The 21063-nt window shown below is 63.1% G+C and carries 17 protein-coding genes; 11 read left to right on the forward strand and 6 right to left on the reverse strand.

From position 1 onward, the window contains the following. Positions 1-4: 4 nt before the first annotated feature. The 3 genes from ftsA (at position 5) to lpxC (ending at position 3733) form a co-directional block, all read left to right on the forward strand. On the forward strand, positions 5-1240 hold the full coding sequence (gene ftsA / locus CCR95_RS11745) for a cell division protein FtsA (RefSeq protein ID WP_201094498.1): 1236 nt from the start codon (positions 5-7) through the stop codon (positions 1238-1240). A gap of 169 nt (positions 1241-1409) precedes the next feature. Next, positions 1410-2579, forward strand: coding sequence for a cell division protein FtsZ (gene ftsZ, locus CCR95_RS11750; protein ID WP_201094500.1), 1170 nt, complete (start codon positions 1410-1412; stop codon positions 2577-2579). Positions 2580-2821: 242 nt separating this feature from the next. Beyond that, positions 2822-3733 (forward strand): UDP-3-O-acyl-N-acetylglucosamine deacetylase, encoded by a 912-nt coding sequence (gene lpxC, locus CCR95_RS11755; RefSeq protein WP_201094501.1) that lies wholly within the window; start codon positions 2822-2824, stop codon positions 3731-3733. Here the strand turns inward: lpxC and CCR95_RS11760 are convergent. Then, positions 3730-4188 carry a DciA family protein gene (locus tag CCR95_RS11760; protein ID WP_201094502.1) on the reverse strand — a complete coding sequence of 153 codons (459 nt, stop codon included), beginning with the start codon at positions 4186-4188 and terminating at the stop codon, positions 3730-3732. The two genes, lpxC and CCR95_RS11760, sit on opposite strands and share 4 nt — an antisense overlap. A 109-nt stretch (positions 4189-4297) precedes the next feature. On the opposite strand from CCR95_RS11760, the gene CCR95_RS11765 reads away from it, so the two are divergent. The 3 genes from CCR95_RS11765 (at position 4298) to argJ (ending at position 9383) form a co-directional block, all read left to right on the forward strand. Further along, the gene (locus CCR95_RS11765) at positions 4298-5236 is read left to right on the forward strand and encodes a M23 family metallopeptidase (protein ID WP_201094503.1); all 939 of its coding nucleotides are present in this window, start codon (positions 4298-4300) and stop codon (positions 5234-5236) included. Positions 5237-5335: 99 nt separating this feature from the next. After that, positions 5336-8167, forward strand: a complete 2832-nt coding sequence (gene secA, locus CCR95_RS11770) for a preprotein translocase subunit SecA (RefSeq protein ID WP_201094506.1) — start codon at positions 5336-5338, stop codon at positions 8165-8167. Positions 8168-8171: 4 nt separating this feature from the next. Beyond that, complete coding sequence (argJ, locus tag CCR95_RS11775) at positions 8172-9383, forward strand: bifunctional glutamate N-acetyltransferase/amino-acid acetyltransferase ArgJ (RefSeq protein WP_201094507.1); 1212 nt, start codon at positions 8172-8174, stop codon at positions 9381-9383. A 32-nt stretch (positions 9384-9415) separates the two neighbouring features. Here argJ and CCR95_RS11780 read toward each other — a convergent pair whose 3' ends face one another. Beyond that, positions 9416-10612 carry an RtcB family protein gene (locus tag CCR95_RS11780; protein WP_201094508.1) on the reverse strand — a complete coding sequence of 399 codons (1197 nt, stop codon included), beginning with the start codon at positions 10610-10612 and terminating at the stop codon, positions 9416-9418. A gap of 144 nt (positions 10613-10756) precedes the next feature. On the opposite strand from CCR95_RS11780, the gene CCR95_RS11785 reads away from it, so the two are divergent. From CCR95_RS11785 to CCR95_RS11805, 5 genes are read left to right on the forward strand one after another with little or no spacing between them, the layout of a single operon-like run. Then, on the forward strand, positions 10757-11011 hold the full coding sequence (locus CCR95_RS11785; protein ID WP_338115392.1) for a toxin-antitoxin system TumE family protein: 255 nt from the start codon (positions 10757-10759) through the stop codon (positions 11009-11011). Then, positions 10993-11349, forward strand: coding sequence for an HVO_A0114 family putative DNA-binding protein (locus CCR95_RS11790; RefSeq protein WP_201094509.1), 357 nt, complete (start codon positions 10993-10995; stop codon positions 11347-11349). The genes CCR95_RS11785 and CCR95_RS11790 overlap by 19 nt, the downstream gene beginning before the upstream one ends. 57 nt (positions 11350-11406) lie before the next feature. Further along, positions 11407-12408, forward strand: a complete 1002-nt coding sequence (locus CCR95_RS11795; protein WP_201094510.1) for a Nudix family hydrolase — start codon at positions 11407-11409, stop codon at positions 12406-12408. Positions 12409-12453: 45 nt separating this feature from the next. Then, entirely contained in the window at positions 12454-13296 is an 843-nt protein-coding gene (locus CCR95_RS11800; RefSeq protein WP_201094511.1) for a transglutaminase-like domain-containing protein, read from the forward strand. Beyond that, the gene (locus CCR95_RS11805; protein WP_201094513.1) at positions 13293-14492 is read left to right on the forward strand and encodes an MFS transporter; all 1200 of its coding nucleotides are present in this window, start codon (positions 13293-13295) and stop codon (positions 14490-14492) included. Before CCR95_RS11800 ends, CCR95_RS11805 begins: the two co-directional genes overlap by 4 nt. 99 nt (positions 14493-14591) lie before the next feature. On the opposite strand, the gene CCR95_RS11810 is transcribed toward CCR95_RS11805, so the two are convergent. Genes CCR95_RS11810 through icmH form a run of 4 tightly spaced genes read right to left on the reverse strand, consistent with a single transcriptional unit; the run spans position 14592 to position 21062 of the window. Continuing rightward, on the reverse strand, positions 14592-15329 hold the full coding sequence (locus tag CCR95_RS11810) for a PP2C family protein-serine/threonine phosphatase (RefSeq protein WP_201094515.1): 738 nt from the start codon (positions 15327-15329) through the stop codon (positions 14592-14594). Continuing rightward, the gene (tagF, locus tag CCR95_RS11815) at positions 15326-16132 is read right to left on the reverse strand and encodes a type VI secretion system-associated protein TagF (protein ID WP_201094520.1); all 807 of its coding nucleotides are present in this window, start codon (positions 16130-16132) and stop codon (positions 15326-15328) included. The genes CCR95_RS11810 and tagF overlap by 4 nt, the downstream gene beginning before the upstream one ends. After that, the gene (gene tssM, locus CCR95_RS11820) at positions 16129-19680 is read right to left on the reverse strand and encodes a type VI secretion system membrane subunit TssM (RefSeq protein ID WP_201094522.1); all 3552 of its coding nucleotides are present in this window, start codon (positions 19678-19680) and stop codon (positions 16129-16131) included. Before tssM ends, tagF begins: the two co-directional genes overlap by 4 nt. Then, entirely contained in the window at positions 19677-21062 is a 1386-nt protein-coding gene (gene icmH, locus CCR95_RS11825; protein WP_201094524.1) for a type IVB secretion system protein IcmH/DotU, read from the reverse strand. Before icmH ends, tssM begins: the two co-directional genes overlap by 4 nt. Position 21063 lies beyond the last annotated feature (1 nt).

The raw sequence follows: 21063 nt of genomic DNA on the forward strand, positions 1-21063 counted from the left end.
CTGGATGTCGCGACGTAACGACAAAAATCTGTTGGTTGGACTGGATATCGGCACCTCGAAGATCGCCTGCCTAGTGGGCGAGCTCAAGGACGACGATCAAATCGAGATCATCGGTATCGGTATCCATCCGTCGCGGGGTTTGAAGAAGGGCGTGGTCGTGGATATCGAATCCACCGTCCAGTCGATCCAGCGGGCGGTCGAGGAAGCGGAGTTGATGGCCGGTTGCGAGATCAACTCGGTCCATGCCGGCATCGCCGGAAGTCATGTGCGCAGCCTCAATTCGCATGGGATCACCGCGATCAAGGAGATCGAGGTCTCGCAGGCCGACGTCGATCGCGTCATCGACGCGGCGCGGGCGGTGGCGATTCCGGCGGATCAGAAGATCCTGCACATCCTGCCGCAGGAATTCATCATCGACAATCAGGAGGGCATCCGCGAACCTATCGGGATGTGCGGGGTCCGTCTGGAGGCGCGGGTGCACATGGTGACGGGGGCGGTCAGCGCGGCCCAGAACATCATCAAATGCATACGACGCTGCGGGTTGGAAGTCGACGATCTGGTGCTCGCCCAGTTGAGTTCCAGTTACGCGGTGCTCAGCGAGGATGAAAAAGAGCTTGGTGTCTGCGTCGTGGACATCGGTGGCGGTACCACCGATCTGGCGGTCTTCACCGATGGCGCCATCCGGCACACGGCGGTCATTCCGATCGCGGGAGACCAGGTCACCAACGACATCGCGGTGGCGCTGCGCACGCCAACGCAACATGCCGAATTGATCAAGATCCAGCACGCCTGCGCTCTGACTCAGCTCGCCGGAAATAGCGAGACCATCGAGGTGCCGAGTATTGGCGATCGCCCGCCACGGCAACTGTCGCGGCAGACTCTGGCCGAGGTGGTTGAGCCACGCTACGAGGAACTTCTGACGCTGCTGCACAACGAATTGCGCCGCAGCGGCTTTGAGGATCTGGTCGCGGGCGGTGTGGTGTTGACTGGCGGGAGCGCGAAGATGCAGGGCCTGATCGAGTTGGCCGAGGAAGTCTTTCATATGCCAGTGCGCTTGGGCCTGCCGCAACATGTGATTGGGATGGATGAAGTCGTGAACAACCCGATCCACTCCACCGGTGTGGGGTTGTTGATGTACGCGCGACAGCATCGCTTCTCGCGGAGCGCTGAACTATCCGAAAACCTTGGCCTTAAAGGGGCTTGGTCACGTATGCGTAGTTGGTTCCAAGGCAATTTTTAACAGATGGGGGTTATATTTCTGCCCCTAATGGTCAATGGACCGCGGCCTGCGGTCTCGGGTCAGTGCACTTCGAGTGTGCGCTGGCCATGTCGGGGGGTGGTCGCGCGCCTGGCGCGCGGCTGAACGAGGTTTCAGGTATTGCTAAGCGTTCAATATAGGGGATAAATCAATGTTCGAGCTCATGGATACCCATAGTCAGAATGCCGTCATCAAAGTCATCGGTGTCGGCGGCGGTGGGAACAACGCTGTCAACCATATGGTGGCGTCGACCATCGAAGGCGTGGATTTTATCTGTGCCAATACCGATGCCCAAGCACTGAAAAACACCAATGCCAAGACCATCCTGCAACTGGGCGCTGGCATTACCAAGGGCCTCGGAGCCGGCGCGGACCCGGATGTGGGCCGGCATTCGGCAATCGAGGATCGCGATCGCATCCAGGAAGCGCTGGAAGGCGCCGATATGGTTTTCATCACCGCTGGCATGGGCGGCGGGACCGGAACGGGCGCGGCGCCGGTGGTGGCGCAAGTGGCGAAGGAACTCGGGATCCTGACCGTGGCGGTGGTGACCAAGCCGTTTCCGTTTGAGGGCGCTAAGCGGCGGCGGATTGCCGAGGAAGGGATTGCCGAACTCGCTAAATCGGTTGACTCGCTGATCACCATCCCCAACGAAAAACTGCTGGCCGTGCTTGGCAAGGACATGAGCCTGCTCGACGCCTTCAAGGCGGCGAACGATGTCCTGCTCAACGCGACTCAGGGCATCGCCGAACTCATCACTTGCCGCGGACTGATCAACGTTGACTTTGCCGACGTCAAAACGGTCATGTCCAACATGGGTGTCGCCATGATGGGGACTGGCTCCGCGCGGGGTGCGAATCGCGCGCGCGAGGCCGCCGAGGCTGCGATCAAGAGCCCCCTGCTGGAAGATATCGATCTTGCCGGGGCGAAGGGCATTCTGGTCAATATCACGGCGGGTCCGAGTCTGACCATCGGCGAGTTCGACGAGGTCGGTAACACCGTGCGCGACTTTGCCGACGACGAGGCGACGGTCGTGGTGGGCACGGTCGTCGATATGGAACTGGAGGACGAACTGCGCGTCACCGTCGTGGCGACTGGACTGGGCGAACGCCGTCTCGTCATGAATAAGCGCGCGGGTGGCGAGTCTTCCATTCGGTTGGTCACCGGAGGCGAGTTCAACGACGGTCAGCCGGACTATCGGGAAATGGAGCGTCGACCGGCGATCTATCGGAAAGCGGGTGGGGCGGCCGTGGCTGAAGCGGTCGACGAAAAGGATATGGACTATCTGGATATCCCGGCGTTTCTGCGGCGTCAGGCCGACTGATCAGGGGTTTCCCTTCGACAGAATGTCGATAAAAAACAAAGGCATTTTATCGTATCCAACATTGAACTTGAAATAAGTTCGGGAAAACCCTAAGCTAACGGTAGAGCGCTCCAGTGTGGAGCGCGTAACGCGATGGCGAGCAGGCATGAGCGGCTGAACCGACAGGAATCGTTGGTTCAAACGCTTCTGTCCATGAGTAAGAAGCCGTCAGCCGCCGTGGACCGCGATGGGAGACCCGACCGATGCTCAGGCAACGTACCTTGAAGAATGTGATCCGTGCGACTGGGATTGGTTTGCACACGGGCGAAAAAATCGAGTTGACGCTACGGCCCGCGGCACCCGACTCAGGGATCGTGTTTCGGCGGATGGATCTCGATCCGTCAGTGGAGATCAAGGCGACGCCGTTCAACGTGACCGATACGCGTCTGTCCACGACGCTGGCGAGCGGCGACGTCAAAGTCTCGACGGTCGAGCATCTGCTTTCCGCTTTTGCGGGGTTGGGGATCGATAATGCCTGCGTGGATGTTGGCGCCGCCGAGGTACCCATCATGGATGGCAGCGCCGCGCCGTTCGTTTTCCTGCTTCAGTCGGCGGGCGTTCTGGAACAGAATCGTCCCAAGCGATTCATCCGGATCAAACGCCCGGTTGAGGTTCGCGATGGCGATAAGGTCGCGTGTTTCACGCCCTACAATGGATTTAAAGTCGATTTTTCGATCGACTTCGATCACCCCGCGTTCAATGCGCGCGCGAACCGTGCCACGGTGGATTTTTCCACTTCGTCATTCGTGCGAGAGGTGAGCCGCGCACGCACATTCGGTTTTTTGCGTGAGATTGAAGCCTTGCGTCAGAACAATCTGGCCTTGGGCGGTAGCCTGGATAATGCGGTCGTCGTCGACGAATATCGCGTCCTGAATGAAGAGGGCTTGCGCTTCGAGGACGAATTCGTCAAACACAAGATCCTCGACGCCATCGGCGATCTTTATCTGCTTGGGCACACCCTGATTGGCGCCTTCAACGCGCATAAATCCGGGCATGCGTTGAACAACGCCTTGTTGCGCGCGCTGGTCGCGAATGAGGCCGCTTGGGAGGAGGTGGTCTTCGAGGACTCGGCGGAGGCGCCAATCTGCTATGCGCAGCCGGTTGCGGCTGTCTAGCCTTTCTCCGTTGGGGGGAGAAGATGGCGGCTGGCGAAGCGCTTAAGTACGTCCCTTAATTCTGGGTCACGCAGATTGTCCGCTGCTTCAAGCAGATGTTTCGCCGTGTCGACCGTCAATCTTCGCCTGGAAACCTGTGTTTGGGACGGGCAGGCGATGTCGTCGCAATTCACTCTGACTTGAATGCGGATGTCGGTGATTTGCTGCTTGCCCAGCGATGTGACGATGTCTTCAGTCAAAAAGCGCGCCCGAGTCGTCCAAGCTGGAGAATCGAAATAGAGCGTGAGCTGATGACCGGCGACGGCGGCATCCAGGCAATGCGCTCTCATCGATTCAGGCAGTAGGGAGTGCGTATGCCGAAGCAGTGCGAGTTCCCGCTGACGCTGTTCGAGAAGATTCCGGGCGGATTTGTTGACCCGCAGCAGATCGCGGATGTGAGAAAGCCTGGCGTTCATCTGAGTTCGTTCCTGTGATCTGATCTCATCTCATTCCGGATTTATGGGCTGGTCAGTGCTTCCGTCATTGACGAACGCTTTTCATAAAGACCTCAAGCAGAGATAAACGATGTACCACCACGATCGAATCAAACACGTTCGCGGACAGGCCGTTGTAGTGCTTTTGGCCGTGCTGTCCTTTACCTTCGCGGGCGCGGGGCTGGGATTCTGGATTGCGCAATACGCAACTCCCGATGTCGTGGCCGATGCCTCGTATCCAGTGCCGGATTTCACCCAAACAAGGCCGCGAACAAACACGGAAGAGGTTTCGCCGCCGGTTGCTCAAGAGGACGTGAATGCCATTGCTGCGCATCTGGGCGAGATGCAGGCGGAACTCATGAGGCTCAATGCGCTGGGAGAACGACTGGTCGGGATGTCCGGTCTCGATCCTGAAGAATTCGATTTTGACAACCCGCCCCCCCAAGGTGGTCCGGAACTGGGACCAGTCAACGATTATACGATTAAGGAGATCGCCAGCGAGCTTGGAGGGGTGGCGGAGATGATTCAGGATCGTCAACGCAAACTCGACGTGATCGGAGATGTCATCGTCAACAAGGATCTGACCGCGCGGGAAACCCCCTCGAGTTGGCCAGTGCGCTCGGGTTATATTACCTCCCGCTTCGGTTTCCGGATTCATCCAACCAAAAAAGTGCGTATCTTCCACGAAGGTGTCGATATCGCGAGTCCACGAGGTACCCCGATCCTTTCGGCGGCGGATGGTGTCGTGACCTTTAGCGGTCGTCGGAATGGCTACGGACAGGTGATCGATATCCGTCACAGGGATGGTCTCGTGACCCGTTACGCCCACAATCACAAAAACTTGGTCCAGGGAGGTCAGAGGGTCCGCCAGGGTCAGAAGATCGCGACCGTCGGATCAACCGGTGTCGCAACAGGGCCGCATCTTCATTTCGAGGTTCTAAAGGGTGGCAAGGCGGTCAACCCAATGTCTTATCTCGGCGATACGCCAGCACGCACGCTGGCAGACAAGACCGATCGGTCGGCAGGCTGATTTCTATCCGTCTAGGCAAGTCATCCGATGATCCACACCTTCGTTCATCGAATTCCGGTATTATTCGCCGATTTATCCGACAGGTCTTAAATTTACCCGATGGTTACTCGTCTGTTCAAAAAGATCTTCGGGAGCCGCAATGATCGGCTCGTCAAGACATTGATGAAATCCGTGGCGCGAATCAACGCGCTGGAACCCGAAATCGCGCAATTGTCGGATCAGGCGCTCGCTGCGAAAACCGCCGAATTTCGTCAGCGGCTCGCCGCCGGCGCCGATCTCGACAGCCTGCTTCCCGAGGCATTCGCCGTGGTCCGCGAGGCCGGCAAGCGCGTGCTCCAGATGCGTCATTTCGACGTGCAGATGGTCGGCGGCATGGTCTTGCATGACGGCAAAATCGCGGAGATGCGCACCGGCGAGGGCAAGACCCTGGTCGCCACCCTGGCCGCCTATCTCAACGCATTGCCCGCCAAGGGCGTCCATGTCGTGACCGTCAACGATTATCTGGCGCGCCGCGATGCCTCCTGGATGGGGCGCATCTATCACTTTCTGGGCCTGACCGTCGGCGTCATCAATTCCTCCGGCGGCCTGGGGCCCGATATGGCTTCGTATCGGTTCGATCCGGATTACGAGCCGAGCGCCGGTCAGGGATATCGTCATCTGCGACCCGCGACCCGTCGCGAGACCTACGCCGCCGATATCACCTACGGCACCAACAACGAATTCGGCTTCGATTATCTGCGCGACAACATGGCCTTCACCGCCGAGCAGCGGACCCAGCGCAATCCCTTTTACGCCATCGTCGACGAGGTCGATTCCATCCTGATCGACGAGGCGCGCACCCCGCTCATCATTTCCGGTCCCTCCGAGGGCAGCACCGACCTCTACAAGAAGATCGACGGACTCATCCCCCGGCTGACCCGTCAGCCTCCCATCACGAACGAGGAAGGCAAGCCCGATTTCGGCCCAGGCGATTACTCGGTCGACGAGAAGCTGCGCCAGGTCTACCTCAGCGAGGAAGGTCACGAGCATGTCGAACAGATGCTGGTCGAGATCGGCCTGCTCGACGAGGGCGACGGGCTCTATGATCCGGGCAACATCGTGCTCATGCACCATGTCTATGCCGCGCTGCGCGCCCATGTGCTCTTTCTGAAGAACGTCGAATACATCGTGCGCGACGGTCAGGTGATCATCGTCGACGAATTCACCGGCCGCACCATGCCCGGCCGGCGCTGGTCCGAGGGTCTGCATCAGGCGGTGGAGGCCAAGGAAGGGGTCGCCATCCAGTCCGAAAACCAGACCATGGCTTCGATCACCTTCCAGAATCTGTTCCGGCTCTATCCCAAGCTCTCGGGCATGACCGGCACCGCCGATACCGAAGCCTACGAATTCCAGCAGATCTATGGCCTGGAGGTCGTCGTGATCCCGACCAACCAGCCGATGATCCGCGAGGATCGTGGCGATCTGGTCTATCTGACCCAGGACGAAAAATATCAGGCGATCATCGCCGACATCCAGGATTGCGTGAGGCGCGGCCAGCCGGCGCTGGTCGGTACTGCCTCGATCGAGACCTCCGAACTCATCGACCGGCTGCTGATCGAGGAAAAGATCCCCCATGAGGTGCTGAACGCCAAGCAGCACGAACGCGAGGCCGGCATCATCGCCCAGGCCGGGCGACCGGGCGCGATCACCATCGCGACCAACATGGCGGGTCGCGGCACCGACATCGTGCTCGGCGGCAATCTGGAAGCGGAACTCGAAGAAGCCGGCCCGGACGCCGACCACGACGCCATCCGTGCCGCCTGGAAGCTGCGTCATGCCGAGGTCGTCGCCGCCGGCGGTCTGCACGTCGTCGGCACCGAACGACACGAATCGCGCCGCATCGACAACCAGTTGCGCGGACGCTCCGGGCGCCAGGGCGACCCTGGTTCCTCGCGCTTCTATCTGTCGCTCGAAGACAACCTGATGCGCATCTTCGCCTCCGAGCGGGTCGGCAAGATGATGCAGCGGCTCGGCATGCAGAAAGGCGAGGCGATCGAGCACCCCTGGGTGACCAAGGCGATCGAGAACGCCCAGCGCAAGGTGGAAGGGCGCAACTTCGATATCCGCAAACAACTGCTCGAATACGACGACGTGGCCAACGATCAGCGCAAGGTGATCTACGGTCAGCGGCGCGATCTGATGGATAGCGTCGATATCTCCGACACCGTCACCGCCATGCGCGAGGATACGCTCAAGGCACTGATCGATGGGCACATTCCGCCCGAAAGCCTGGAAGAACAATGGGATGTCGCCGGACTTGGCGAGGTGCTGATTCAGCACTTCGGTGGCGACTGGCCGCTCCAGCAGTGGCTGGATCAGGACCAGCATCTACACGAAGAGAGCCTGCGCCGGCGCATCCATGACACCCTGGTCAAGCGTTACGAGGACCGGGAAGCGCTCATCGGGTCGCCGAACATGCGTCAGATCGAAAAGGCCGTGATGCTGCAAACCCTGGACAGTCAGTGGAAGGATCATCTCGCCGCCATGGACTATCTGCGCCAGGGCATTCATCTGCGCGGCTACGCCCAGAAGAACCCCAAGCAGGAATACAAGCGCGAGGCGTTCGAGATGTTCTCGGCGATGCTCGACGGCATCAAACAGGATGTCGTGATCACACTCGCCAAGCTTCAGATTCAGGCACCCGATGGCGTGTCCGGTCCGCCGCCCGAGGCGTTTGCCCCAAGTCCGGCGCCAGCAAAGGCTTTCGAGTTCAAGCATGAGGTGTTCGAAGGATTCGGCGGCGGCGATGCCGATGACGCGGAAGCGCATCCCGGATCTGACGAACCGGAACATCAGCCCTTTGTGCGCGAGGGCCGCAAAGTGGGCCGCAACGAGCCCTGTCCCTGCGGATCGGGTAAAAAATTCAAGCAGTGCCACGGGAAAGCGAGCTAACGCGATGACGCCATCGGAGCTCTTCTTTCACCCCGTCGCCGGTCTGCGGCTGGCGGCGGGCGCGGCCGGCATCCGCTATCCAGGGCGCGATGACCTGGCGCTGTTCGCGTTGCCGCCGAGCAGTACCTGCGCGGCGGTCTTCACCCGTAACGCCTTCCGGGCGGCGCCGGTCACCCTGGCACGGCGTCATCTGGACAGCGTCGCGCCGCGTTATCTTCTCATCAACTCCGGGAATGCCAATGCCGGAACCGGACGGCGCGGACTGGAGGATGCGCGCGCCTCCTGCGCGGCACTGGCCGAGCGGACCGGCTGCCAGCCCGAGGAGGTTCTGCCTTTTTCGACCGGCGTGATCGGTGAGCACCTGCCCGTGGAACGTCTCGCGGCGGCCCTGCCCGATCTCCTGGCGCGGCTCGATCCGGCGGGCTGGCCGTCCGTCGCGCGCGCCATCATGACCACCGATACGGTGCCCAAGCTGGTGTCATGCCAGTTCGCGCTGAACGGCCAGACCGCCACCGTGACCGGGATCGCCAAGGGCGCCGGCATGATTCGCCCGGACATGGCGACCATGCTCGCCTTCATCGCCACCGATGCCGCCGTTGCGCCCGCCATGCTTCAGGTCTGTCTCCAGCAGGCCGTGGCGCCGTCGTTCAACGCCATCACCATCGATGGCGACACCTCGACCAACGATTCCTGCGTGCTGATCGCTACTGGCGGGCTGGGGAATCCGCGGATCGAGGCGGCCGACACGCCGGACTTTGCGGCGCTGCAGGCTGCCGTCAGCGCGGTCTGTCTGGACCTGGCCACGGCCATCGTCCGCGATGGCGAGGGCGCCACTAAACTGGTCACCGTCCAGGTCGAGCACGCCGCTGATACGGACGAGGCGCGTCGAGTCGCCGATACCATCGCCCATTCGCCGCTGGTCAAGACCGCGCTCTTCGCCTCCGACCCGAACTGGGGCCGGATTTTGGCCGCGGTCGGACGCGCCGGTCTCCAGGATCTGGACATCGAACGGGTGCGGATCTCTTTGGGCGAGGTACTGATCGTCGCGGACGGCGGACGCGCGCCGGATTACACCGAGGACGCGGGGGCCGCCGTCATGGCCGAACCCGAGATCCTGATCCGCGTGGCGCTGGGCCGGGGCGACGCCCAGGCACGGGTGCTGACCTGCGATTTCTCCTATGACTATGTCCGCATCAATGCCGAGTATCGGAGTTAAGCCGAATTGCGCCACCGGCGTTCTGCCCACCGTTACCCCTTCACGCACACCACCTGCTTCAAGGTATGCACCACCTCGACCAGATCCGACTGGTTGGCCATCACCCGGTCGATGTCCTTGTAGGCGCCCGGAATCTCGTCGAGCACGCCCTTATCCTTGCGGCAGATGACCCCCTCGGTCTGAGCCGCCAGATCCGCGGCGGTAAACTGCTTCTCGGCGGCGGTGCGGCTCATGCGCCGCCCGGCGCCGTGGGCGCTGGAACAGAAACTCTCCGGGTTGCCGCGCCCGCGCACGATGTAGCTGCGCGCGCCCATGCTGCCGGGGATGATGCCCCAATCGCCCTCGCGCGCCCGGATCGCCCCCTTGCGGGTGACCCAGACATCGGCGCGGTAGTGATGCTCGCGCTCCACATAGTTGTGATGACAGTTGACCACCTCCGTGGTCACCGTGAAGGCCGGCAGATGACGGGCGAGGGCGGCCAGCACTAGCGCCATCATCTGATCGCGGTTCTCGCGGGCATAAGTCTGCGCCCAGGAGACAGCGGCGACATAGTCGTCGAAGTGCTCCGTCCCCTCCGGAAAGTAAGCCAGGTCGCGGTTGGGAAGTTGGATCATCCAACGCTCCATGTCGCGCCGCGCCAGTTCGATGAAGTAATTCCCGATGGCGTTGCCGATCCCGCGGCTGCCCGAGTGCAGCATGACCCAGACCTGACCGGATTCGTCGAGACAGACCTCAATAAAGTGGTTGCCTCCGCCCAGGGTGCCCATCTGATTGACCCAGTTGGAGAAGCGCCCGAACGCCTTGAGCAGTTGCGGGTGCTTGTCGGTCATGCTCGCGAGCGGGGCGGCGAAGGGTTTGGCGGCCTCCGCCAGTGCGCGGTCGTCACGATGCTGGGCGCGCCCGACCGGCACATCCCGGCTGATCTGGTCGAAGACCTTTTTCAAGCTGCGCTCGTCGATCTGCCCGGCGGTCAGCGAGGTGCGCGCGGCGGCCATGCCGCAACCGATGTCCACCCCCACCGCGGCGGGAATGATGGCCTGGTGGGTGGCGATGACCGTGCCGATGGTGGCGCCGATGCCGGCATGCACATCGGGCATGGCGGCGACATGATGATGGATGAAGGGCAGTTTGGAGAGATCGACCAGCTGCTCGCGCGAGCGTGGATCGAGCTCGTCGGTCCAGATCTTGACCGGCCGTTCGCCCTCGGTGATCACCTGTTGAATGGGCATGATTCCTCCCGGCGCACACTGGCGCGTTGTGGCGTGACCGACAGCGGTGCGGAGCTGGAGATAGGGCGAGTTTAGCTTGACGCTGCCGCGACTGTTGTCATAATTGCCAACACGCCCGCCGAACTCATCACCTGTTTCAAGGACGTGACGCCCGAGGGCGGACTGATCGAGTTCGTGGTTTGGCGGTTACCCGCGCCGGTCCCGCCCTGCGGGCATCCCTTCAAATACCGATTGGTCTTCGTCGTGGACGGACAGCGTGCGCTTGGCTTCGACAACGAGCGCGGCAAGGGCGACCACTGGCATCGGGACGGCGTTGAGAGGCTCTATGCCTTTGTCGATGTCGATCGCTTGATCGAGGATTTTATTGCAGAGGCGGAGCGATGGCGAGCAGAACACTGACGATCACGCTAACACCCGATTGGCGCGGAGCCTTGCGTGCGGCGGGGCAGGCCGCGCAAGCGGATCGCTATCAAGGCGAGACGCTGAACTTCGAGACGCCGGCGGCCTTCTTCGGGCGGTTGACGGAACGGCGCTGGATGCTGGTGCAAACCCTGCTTGGGTCCGGCGAACTCAGTGTGCGCGAACTGGCGCGGCGGGTCGGACGCGACGTGAAACGGGTGCATGAGGACACGAGCGTCCTCGCCGAATTGGGCTTGGTCGAACGCTCGGAGCGCGGCGGGGTGTGGTGTCCGTTCGAGGACATCCATGTCGATCTGCGGTTGCGGCGAGCAGCTTAGACGATGAAACGCGGAAATCCACGACGGACAGAACCAAGTCGAGACAGGGTCCATGTGATGGTGGGCGTCATCGCGGACGATGCTGGTCGCATCCTGGTGTCCAGGCGTCCCGATCACGTCCATCAAGGCGGACTCTGGGAATTCCCGGGCGGGAAGCTGGAGTCTGGCGAGTCGCCCGAGCAGGGTCTGGCCCGTGAGTTGAGCGAAGAATTGGGCATCCAGGTGCAATCCAGCCGTCCGCTGATTCGGGTACACCATCATTATGCCGCCACTTCGACGCCGCTCCTCGTGCCGAGCGAAGCCGAAGAAAGTGCAAGCCCTGGCCCGACGCCGCTCGATTCTGGTCGCCATGTCCTGCTCGATGTGCGCCGGGTGGAGGTTTACTCAGGAATCCCCGAGGGTCGCGAGGGGCAGCCGATCGACTGGCTGGAACCGGAGGCCATGGATCCCAGCGTCTTTCCGGCGGCTGACCGACCCATCATCAATACGCTGCGACTGCCGTCCCTGTTCATGATTACCGGGGACGATCCCCGGCGGACGGAAGAATTCCTGGAACGTGTCGAACATGCACTCGATCAGGGCATCCGGCTGGTCCAACTGCGCGCTCATGACTTGGACGATCATGCCTATCATCGCCTTGCCAGCGCGGTTTATGCGGTCTGCGACACGCGCCGGGCACGTCTGCTGCTCAATCGGGAACCGCGACAGGTCGCCGATGTCCCCCGTCACGGACTGCATCTGACGGCCCGGATGCTTGTGAATCTGAGCGCGCGACCCGGTCGGCCGCATGAGCTGATCGGCGCCTCCTGCCACGATGCCGCGCAACTGGAACAGGCCGCGCGACTTGGCCTCGATTATGCCTTACTCTCTCCAGTGAAGCCGACCCTGACCCATCCGGACGCCCTTCCGCTCGGCTGGCGGGGCTTCGCCGACCGCGTGGAACCGATCCCCTTGCCAGTCTATGCGCTGGGCGGTTTGGGGCCGATAGATCTCCGGGATGCCATCGCGCACGGCGCGCAGGGGATCGCCGCGATCCGGGGGCTGTGGCCGGACGTTTGATGCCGTTTCGCATCAAGTTCGTCGTTCAACACCAGGAGTTGAGCAATGCAGATTCGCTTCGGCTACGAGTTGGTCTATGCGTGCCCGCAACGCACGCCCATGATCCTGACCCTGAACGTACACTACAGCCGGGTCTCGGATCTGCTCGTTCCCGATCATCTCGTCACCCAGCCGGCGGTGCCGATCACCGCCTATCGCGATGGCTTCGGCAACTGGTGCAGCCGTCTGGTCGCCCCGCCGGGCGAGATCCGCCTCTCCACCGACGCGGTGATCAATGACTCGGGTCAACCCGATGCGACGGATCCCGACGCCGCGCAGTTCGCGGTGGAGGCGCTGCCCAGCGAGACCCTGGTGTACCTGCAAGGAAGCCGCTACTGCGAGACCGACCGTCTCTCCGAGATTGCCTGGTCGTTGTTCGAGAAAACGCCTCCGGGCTGGCGCCGGGTGCAGGCGATCAGCGACTTTGTGCATGGTCATCTCACCTTCGGTTATCAGTACGCCCGCGCCACCAAGACCGCGCTCGAAGCCTTCAACGAGAAGCAGGGAGTCTGTCGCGACTACACGCATCTCGCCATCGCCTTCTGTCGCTGCATGAACATTCCCGCACGCTACTGTACCGGCTACCTGGGCGATATTGGCGTGCCGCCGTCCGCGGCGCCCATGGACTTCTCCGCCTGGTTCGAGGCCTATCTGGGCGGGCGCTGGCATATCTTCGATCCACGCAACCGGGTGCCCCGTATCGGACGGGTGCTGATTGCCCAGGGGCGCGATGCCGCCGACGTGCCGCTCAGCAATGTCTTCGGTCCCACGACCTTGAAGCAATTCAAGGTCTGGACCGACGAGGCGCCAGCGTCGGCCCCGAGCGCCGGGGACGGAGTGCCGCGATGAACGAGACCGGAATCCGTCAACCCGCCAGCGCATTGACTGGTCTGGCGATCTATCTTGGGTTCGTGCAGTTTTTCCTGCTGGCGACCTGGACCCTCTATGCCATTTTTCTGCCGGGATTGCTGGAGTCCGTCGGTGTCGAGAAACGCTGGGCGGGCTGGGTGCTGCTGGCCGATCAGGTGCTCTTTGCCTGTTTCGATATCGCGGCGGGTTTCGCGGCGGATCGCGCCTTCCGGCTCTATGCGCGGATCGGTTATGTCGTCATGGCGGTCAGCGCGCTCTCCTGCCTTGCCTTTCTGTTGCTGCCCTGGCTGCCGGGGCTCGGTGCCGGGCCGGGGGTCTTCCTGAGCATCACCGCGCTGTGGGTGGTGACTTCGTCCGCACTGCGCTCGCCGCTCTTCGGGCTGCTCGCCCGCCATGCCGCCAAACCGGCGGCACCGCGACTGGCCGGACTCGCCCTGGTCGGCCTGGGCCTCGCGGCGGCGGTCTCGCCCTATCTCGGCACCCTGATGACCGGCATCGATCCGCGTCTGCCCTTTGCAGTATCGAGCCTAACGCTCCTGTTGGTCGCCGCCGCCCTGGTGCTCGCCGAGCGGAGGGTGGGACCGATCCCCGCCGTCCCACGCGAGACCGTGCCGCCGACGGTTTCCGCCTGGGGATTTCTGCCTCTGCTTCTGCTGGCCGCCAGCGCCTTTCAGATCGCGGTGTTTCTCAATGCCGGTCCGCGTTTTCTCCGGGAAATCGATGCGGCGTGGCTGCCCTGGCTGTTGCCCGTGTTCTGGATCGGCTTCAGTCTCGCGGTCTTTAACGCGGGTGCGATCAGCCAGCGCTGGGGCGTGGCGCGGGTCTTCGCGATCGGCTGTCTGGTCGGCGGAGTCGGGCTGGGCGTGAGCGGTCTGCCGGGGATCGAGGTGGCCATCGCCGGTTATGCGATCGCCGGATTGGGTTGGGGCGCGGTCCTCGCGAGCGCCTTCGGTCTGGCCGCGGACTGCGGACGGCCGGGCCGGGTAGCGACCTACACCGGCATCCTCTTTGCAACGCTAGCCGCCGCGGCCTTCCTGCGCATTGGCGTCAATCTGGCAGGCTGGCCCAAGCAAGTGGAGTTTGTTCCGATCCTGACCTGGGCGCCCATCACCGGCTGGCTGCTGGTCGGCCTATTGATGTTGCGACTGGCCAAGCGAAGTCCAAAATTAAACTGACAACTGACAACTGACAACTGACAACTGACAACTGACAACTGACAACTGACAACTGACAACTGACAACTGACAACTGACAACTGACAACTGGAACGACTCTCACGAACAGCGGTAATCCATCACCACCGCCGTGACATTATCGCGCCCGCCCGCCTCGCAGGCCGCTTGGACCAGAGACTGGGCCGCTTCCCGAGGATCGGGTTGTTCAAGTATCCGTGCGATCCTGTCTTCTGTCAGTTCCTTGAGCAGCCCGTCGCTGCAAAGCAGATAGCGGTCGCCGTTCAGCAGCGCTTCGATGCGCCGGTCGACCTCCAGTTCGACATCGCCGCCGACCGCGCGGACCAGGACATTGGAGAGCGGGTGAAGATCCGCCTGCGCGCGTGTCAGCAAGCCCTGTTCGACCATTTCCTGGACCTGAGTGTGGTCGAGCGTGAGTTGGAGGAGTTCACCTTTGCGCAGCCGATAGGCACGGCTGTCGCCGGCCCAGAGGATGGCGCAGTGATCGCCGACCGCAAGCACGGCGACGATGGTGCTGCCGATGATCTCGTCGCCTTGCCTGGCCGCTTCATCGACCAGGTGGCGGTTGGCGTCCTCGATGATCTTGCAGACGGTCTCGACGGTGGTGCCAAGCAGTTGCGGATAAGCGAGCCGGCCGAGCCGCTCGACGAGCAGACGGCTTGCCAGAGCGCCGTCGCGGTGACCGCCCATGCCGTCGGCGACGGCCCACAGCCCCAGATCCGGTCGCTCCAGATAGGCATCCTGGTTGACCTTGCGGATTCTACCGGTATCGGTCGCTCCGCCCGAGGCCCAGTGGCATTTGGGTACTCGCAACTTCATGGCGCCTCCTGATCGAGAGGGTTGGACGGAACCTCGCGCTTTTGGCGTTGTTCGTCGTGCCGAGTGGGACCGACGTCGGAACGCGCAAACTCCCACCAGCCCCCATTGCTCCAGTCGCCCCCGAGCAGTGCGCCGAAGCCATCCGGTGGCGGCAAACCCTGGCAGGTCAGAAAGGACGGCGCGACTCGATCCGAGCCACTCGACCACCAGAGGCTGTAAGCGCAGAACATCTGATCGAGTGCCCGCGCAAGCAGGTTCGGGCAGGCAAGACGCACTTCCGCGGGCGAGGCTGCGGGCAGTCGCCAGGCGTTGGAGCGGGACGCGGCGACCGACGTTTGCCCGCCGCTGGCGAGGACAATGCCGTCCGGCGCGCCTAGCGCCATGGCCTCGGCATCGAAGGTTTCGACGGTGCAGTTGCCTTCGAGCCCGGTCAGCGCGAGCATCTCCGCGCGCTCGAACCAGGATGGTTCGCAGAGGAGGCCGAGAAGGTTGGTACCGGCGCTCAGCGGGCAGGCGAGGGTGAGCGGAAAATAGCGCCCGACGCGATCGACGCTCGGCATCAGCACGCCGGCCCAGGCATTCTGCCCGACGATTCCAGGGGTGAGGACGAAACGCCACAACGGACTGGTCAGGTAGATATCCAGCCAGTCATCGCCGAGTTGGGCCTGACTGTTCGCCAGGGATTCGCGCAGCCAAAGATCCCAGGGTTGGACGAATTCGGCCGGCAGACGACGGGTCAGGAAATCGCCGTGCTCCGGCAGCTTGCCGTAAAAACCTGGAGTGCCTTGAGCCTTGTCGTTCACAACCGCTCCGGACAGCGAAACGCGCGCAATTCGCCGAGTTTGAAAGGATTGCGGACGCTGACCGCGCGCAGTTCAAAACGCGCGGATAGCCCGGCCAGCGAGAAGGTGACCTGGAATTTCTCCGGTTGACTGGTCGACTTCAGCGAGGACCGATCCAGCACCCGGAACCAGGCCCATGGACCTTCCTCGGTCAGGCTGGGGCCGCTTCCGGTCTCGTCGGCGAAGACCAGACGGACCCGCGCCGGACCGTCCGGAGCTGGCCATTGCAAGCGCTGACTGCGCGGCGGACCCTGGCGGTAATCGAGGATCTGCCCGCCGAGATCCAGAATAAACTGAGTCACGCGTGCATCCATGCTTTGGGGCTGGAGCTCGAATTCGACCGCCGGTGTCTTGCCGCCACCCATGAAGAAGGCTTCGCGGATCACGGCCGCGCGCTGGAACTGCGCCAGCACCTCGTCCGGGATCCCGAGGTTGGCGTCGACCCAGCGCCATTTCGAGCGCGAGGTATTGGCGATCGGGGCCAGATTCTTCTTGAAAAAGGCATCGATCATGCCATCCGGGCCAAATAGACGACCAAAATCGAAGAGTGTCGTCTCGCGCGTGCTGCCCGGCGCGAAGGGATAGCGGTCGTTGATCGCCTCGCGGCAGAAGGGCAGAACCTCGGCGGTCCAGAGGCTGTTGAGTTGCGCGCGTAGGCCGCCGGCCGCGAGATTGGCGCTATCCTGCGCCAGGGTGCCGACCCATCCGCTGAGCGGCGCGGGAAGCTTGCTGGCGAGCGCCTTGGTTTCCTGGATCTCGGACATTTCTCCGGCGACCAGCAGATCCCGCCCCGACACCACGGCGGCGGTCACGGAGGTCAGATGGAGTTCGAGCTTGCTCAGTGACGCCAGCACCTGGTCGATGGGCGCCTGGCCTTGTTCATTGGTCCGCACCAGATCATGCAGCCAGGTAAAGCGCCGCGTGACATAGGCCTCCGGTGCCTCTTCGACGGGAGCCTCTTGGGGCGTGTCGCCAAAATAACGCTCGATACGCTGACGAAAGCCGTCCTGCCGCGTTTCCGTTTGACCGGCTGCCGCGTCATCCGGCGCCGGTTTGCGATCGAGTTCGGTTTGCCGAGCGGCATCGATCAGCAGACGGCGTAGCGGTGACTTGGCCGGATCGGCCAGCGTATTCGCCAGCAGGGCGGCCTGCTGCAGGTCGCGTGCCGCAACCAGTTCGATATCCTCAAGCAGACCCTGCCACTCGCTCACATAGTCGCGCAGATAGCGCTCGCGTACCTCTTCGAACAACTGGCGGGCTTCCGCGGATCCGGGCTGCAATCGGGCCGCCGGCCCAAGGATCCAGCTCTCCGCGGCGGCGGCCTCGATCAGACGGTTGCTCGTGCCCGCAAAGCCGCGATGATAGCCGTCGAACGTATAAAGCGCCGGGATGCCCTGGTTGAGCGGACGGCCGCTGCGACGGACGAAGACCAGCTTCGCGTATTCCCCGCCGGCGGCGCTGATGGTGAACTCAGCGCTGGCATCACCCACGCCTTCGCGCTTGAGACGTTCATAGACGCGTGCGGCCAGTGGCGCGCGATTCAGAATCTCACGGGCATCCTGAATCAAAGCGCTATCGAGTTCGAGCGGCAGCGGAACCGGGCGCCGGTCGAGCAGCGACGCTAGATGTTCGCGCAGCGCTTCCTGTTGCTCGGTCGTGGTTTCGCGCGGCAGTCGGCTTTGCCAATCGCGCTCGACCCAGAGCTGAACCGCGGCCGGATCATAGCGTTCGTCGCTCCCCAGCATCAGATAGACGCGCAGTGCGTCATAGAGATAATCCGGCTCGCCGACGGCTTGGCGGATCTGTTCCTCAAGCCGCAGGATGACGCGCGGCAGCAGTGCTTTATTGAGGATGCGGCGATAGGCGCGCGCGGCCTGGGAGCCCAGCTTTTCGCCCTGATAAAGTCCGAATCCCAGGCTGAGCGGGACAGGATCGGAGCGTTCGGCGAAGCCGCGCGGAAGCGTCCGGGCGGCATCGAGCAGCGGCAGCACGCCGAGCGGATTGCGCTCCTCGGGCGCGAGCGCATCGATGCGGGTTTCGAGGTCGGCCACGCGCTCGGCCACCGCGTCGAGATAGGCGCGGTTGCCCGAATAGCTGGTGGCCCAGGCGGCTGCTGCCAGCAGAAAGACCGCCGCCGCGCCGGCATAGGCGCCGCGTCGCCGCCAGAGGCGGCGACGTTCCAGTCGGGGGTTGAGCCCGGCAAGCCCGGCCTCGCGAAAGATCACCTCGCGCAGCAGGCGGGTGATGAAAAAACTCTTGCCCGTCCCCTTAAAGGGCAACGGACCCTGCCGGCCGAGACCGAAGTTGGCCGCGAAAGCGCTCAGAATGCGGTCGATCGGGGTTCCGGTCTGGGTTCCGCTCGTCAAATAGACGCCGCGCACCAGCGGTCGGATCTCGAAACGGGAGGGTGCGAAGGCATCGTTCAGGAAGCCTTCGAGCACCTCTCCGAGCGCCCCGAACTGGCGTGGAAAGCTGAACAGGAGCGTGCGTTTGCGCGGTTCGCGTTCCTGCTCCATCCGCGCCAGCAAGCGTTGATCGAGTCGTTCGGACAAACGCTTCATCTCGTCCGTAAAAGCCGCGATCGGGGTCGGCCCGTCCTCGCTCGGCGCGAATTCGAAGGTCATCCCCCAGACCTGCTCGCGTCCCTCCTGGCCAAGATCGGCAAAAAACTCGCTGAATCCGGCCACCAGATCCGCCTTCATGAACAGGACGTAGACGGGCACGGCGATCTGGAATGACTGGCACAGCTCCTGGACGCGCTGACGGATCGCTTGAGCATGGGCGCCGCGCTCCGACGGCGTTTGCTGCATCAGATCGGACAGGCTCACGGCCACCAGCACGCCATTGATGGGGCGGCGCGGACGATGCTTTTTCAGCAGATCGAGAAAATTCCGCCAGGCGGCCTTATCCACCTGCTCATAGCTGTCCTGAGTGGTGTAGCGCCCGGCGGTATCGATCAGCACCGCCTCGTCGGTGAACCACCAGTCGCAGTTGCGGGTACCGCCAATCCCCTGGATCGCGTTCTGACCCAGGCGTTCGGCGAGCGGGAAGCGGAGTCCCGAATGGATCAGCGCGGTCGTCTTGCCGCAACCGGGCGGCCCGATGATGAGATACCAGGGAAGCTGGTAGACCCAGCGCCCGCCCAGTTTGTTCTTGCCCTCGGATTGCTTGAGCGCGGCCAGGGCCTGATCGAAGCGTTCGCGGAGCGCGAGCAATTCTTCCTCGGAGGCCGCTTTGGCGGGATCGGGCGCTGGCTCGGGACCGGCGGCAAGCTGCTCCATCAGTTGGCGGTTGCGGATGCGCGCCCGCACCGCCGAGCCAATCTGGACCAGACCCCAGAGGCCGAACAGCGTTCCGATGACCATCCAGCGACGGAATGCGGGGGCCAGCGGTTCGACGCCGGCAATGCCGATGAGGGGGCCGACGAACCAGATTAGCAGCGCCAGCGCGACGATTCCGATCAGGGTCAGGAAGCGGCGTGAAATGAAAAATCTCAGAAAGGATTTCATCGGCCAATCCCCGCGATCGCGCCGACTTCGCCCTGACGGTGCGCCGGTGTCATCAGCATGACCTCCACCCGGCGGTTGCGGGCGTCCCTGGGGTTTTCCGGAACCAGCGGCTCGGTATCGGCGTGCCCCTCGGCCGTGAACCGTGCCGGGTTGCCCGTCACCTCAGCCAGCAGGTCGCGGACATGGAGCGCGCGTTCCTGCGAAAGGTGCCAGTTCGAGGGAAAACGCAACGTCTTGATGGGAACGCTGTCGGTGTGCCCGGTCACCAGCACCGCGCCCGGCAGTTGCGCCAGGGATTCGGCGATGCGCCGCAGCAGGGGAACGTAATCGGTTCTGATCAGACTGCTCCCGGAGGCGAACAGATCATCGCCACGGACGATGACGGTCTGCCCCTGGGGCCGGTCGAGAACCTCCAGACGGCGCGCCGCGATGTCGTCGGCGAGCAGGATGCGCAGTGTCAGTGGCGTAGTCGCCTGGGGCCGATCCGGCGGTGTCGGCGCCTCGGCCAGGGGAATGCGGGGCCGGTCGGTCACCGCGGCCAGACCCGTGTCGAGGCTGCTCAGAGAGCGATAGACGGGATCCGAGTCGCGGTTGAGCGCGAAGGTAAAATAGGTGAAGAGCCCCAGCAGAAGCAGCGCGCACACGGCTGAAAACACCCAGAGCGGGAGCCGATGGACCAGCGGATCGCGCGATTCGGCGACACCTTTCCAGTGGGGCGAGAGTTCCGGCTCCGGATCTCCGCGCTGTACGCGGATGGTCTGAAAGAGTTGTTCGCGTACCCGATCGAGCTGGCTCCGGCCGTCCTCGCGCACCCGGTAGCGCCCCTCGAAGCCCAGCGCGAGACAAAGATACATGAGTTCCAGAAGATCAAGATTGCCGCTGGGATACGCCAGCAGACGGTCCAGCGCGGTGAAGAATTTTTCCCCGCCCCAGGCCTCGTTGTGGAAGCTGATCAACAGCCCGCGATTGCTCCAGACGCTCTGACTGCCCCAGGGGGTGTCCAGCACGGATTCATCGATCAATGAACACAGGACATAACGCGCGGGCAGTACCACGGCATCCGCCAGACCTTTCGCGCGCGCGCAGGATTCGAACTCGCGCACCTGGCGGATTAGCCCATCGCGCAGACCCTCGGGATCCGGATGGGAGGGGGCGCCGCGCACTTGGGCCGCGACGGTCAGGAGTCCGGTCGCGCATCCCGCGAGGGGGTTGTTCATGCACACCGGCAGCGCGTCGAGGCGCCCGTTCGCTGGGATGCTGGACAATGCCGGAGAGACCGGAGGCGGCGGCGCTTGACCAGGACCGCGACGGCCGCCGGGGATGGGGCGGATGACCGTGGGTCCGGCGTCGCCGGGTATCAGAAAAGGATCCTCGTCGGTCATG

Origin of the sequence: Thiocystis minor (assembly GCF_016653465.1) — a bacterium.
Taxonomy (GTDB): Bacteria; Pseudomonadota; Gammaproteobacteria; order Chromatiales; family Chromatiaceae; genus Chromatium; species Chromatium minus.